Source organism: Agrococcus sp. HG114 (genome assembly GCF_024723325.1).
GTDB lineage: Bacteria > Actinomycetota > Actinomycetes > Actinomycetales > Microbacteriaceae > Agrococcus.
In genome coordinates this window covers 1-1,203 of sequence record NZ_JANQCH010000230.1, presented here as the reverse complement: position 1 = coordinate 1,203, position 1,203 = coordinate 1, and the positions used below count along the sequence as shown (strand labels likewise).

Below are 1,203 nucleotides of genomic sequence, written 5' to 3'. Positions count from 1 at the left end.
CGGTGAGCGTGGGGCCCGCCGGGATCGCGCCGCTCGATGCGCTCGGCGCGGTCGCCGCGCGGCTCGGGATCGGCGTCAGCCCGCTCGACGCGGTCGGCGACGCGATCGTCGTCGAGCTGCGGCTGCCGCGCGTGCTCGCGGCGTGCGCGGTCGGCGCGGGCCTCGCGATCGTCGGCGCGGTGATGCAGGCGCTCGTGCGGAACCCGCTCGCCGACCCCTACCTGCTCGGGGTCTCCTCGGGCGCGTCGGTCGGCGCGGTGCTCGTGCTCATCGCCGGGCTCGGCCTCCTGCTCCCCGTCGCCGCGTTCGGCGGCGCCCTGCTCGCGCTGCTCGCCGCGCTCGGGCTCGCCGCGGCCGCCGGCGGCGCCACCCCGACCCGCACCGTGCTCGCGGGCGTCGTCGTCGCATCCGCCGCGAGCGCCGTCGTGAGCCTCGTCATCTTCTGGCGCGCCGACGGCGACGCGTTCCGCGAGATCCTCGCGTGGCTGCTCGGATCGCTCGCCGCCTCGACGTGGCCGAGCGCCCTCGTCGCGCTCGCCGGAGCCGCGCTCGCGCTGCCGCTGCTGCTGAGCGGGCGGCTGCTCGACGCGCTCGCGCTCGGCGACACCGCCGCGGGCGCCCTGGGGGTGGATGCGCGCCGCACGCGCTGGACGCTGCTCGTCGCGTGCGCGCTCGTGACCGGCGTGCTCGTGTCGGTCTCCGGCGCGATCGGCTTCGTCGGACTCGTCGTGCCGCACGCCGTGCGGCTCGCGGTCGGTGCCGGGCACGCGCGGCTCCTGCCGCTCTCGGGTCTCGCGGGGGCGGTCGTGCTGCTCGTGAGCGACACCGTCGCGCGCGCCGCGTTCGACCCGCGCGAGCTGCCCGTCGGCATCGTCACCGCGCTCATCGGCGCACCGGTCTTCGCGGCGCTCATGCTCACGGGGCGGGTGCGGGCATGACGGATGGGCTCGGACCGTCGGGCGCGGCGGGCACGGTCGCCGCGGCGGGGCAGGGCGGCGCGGTCGCCGGCGACCTCGAGGTGCACGGGCTGAGCGTGCGCGCGCGGGAGCGCGTGCTCGTCGACGACGTGTCGTGGAGCGCGCCCGCCGGTCGCATCACCGCGCTCGTCGGCCCGAACGGGGCGGGCAAGTCGACGATGCTGCGCGCGATCGTGGGGGTCGTGCCGGAGCGCGGGCGCCGCGACGGCCGGGTGCTCCTCGGGGG

At 78.7% G+C, this 1,203-nt stretch carries 2 protein-coding genes; both read left to right on the top strand.

The annotated features are described in order from the left end of the window. Window positions 1–938: iron chelate uptake ABC transporter family permease subunit (locus NWP09_RS12925; RefSeq protein ID WP_369010429.1), on the top strand; the 938-nt coding region annotated here is incomplete at its 5' end. Continuing rightward, the coding region (locus NWP09_RS12920; RefSeq protein WP_258275899.1) for an ABC transporter ATP-binding protein at window positions 935–1,203 on the top strand (269 nt) is incomplete at its 3' end. The genes NWP09_RS12925 and NWP09_RS12920, both read left to right, overlap by 4 nt.